This is a genomic window from Alkalicoccobacillus porphyridii (genome assembly GCF_007293315.1).
GTDB lineage: Bacteria > Bacillota > Bacilli > Bacillales > Bacillaceae_D > Alkalicoccobacillus > Alkalicoccobacillus porphyridii.
In genome coordinates, this window is record NZ_VLXZ01000149.1 from 1 (window position 1) to 290 (window position 290).

General features: G+C 36.6%; 1 protein-coding gene. It reads right to left on the minus strand.

Features of this window, described 5'->3' with window-relative positions; genetic code table 11:
- Positions 1 to 290 (minus strand): hypothetical protein (locus FN960_RS23855; protein WP_221936845.1); only part of this gene is annotated, 290 nt, incomplete at both ends.

Consider the following 290-nt stretch of genomic DNA (forward strand, 5'->3'; position numbering starts at 1 on the left):
TGGATTTGTAGATATACGTGGAATTCCAATTGGTATCTTTTGTAGGATTCAACATATCATGTAAGCGCTGGGAGCTTACCACCATAACTGGCCCATCATCGACTGAGGAGAACAGGATAAAGATATTATCGTTTCGTGTTAATTCATTCGTGTTAAAGGTTCTTAAATTATCTTCAGTTTCTATAAATATAGGTGAAACATCATCACTACGAATCCACTCTTTATAAAGATGCCAAACATTTGCTTTGATCATATCATCCGTTGATCGTAAGGCCTGATCGATAAGTTGG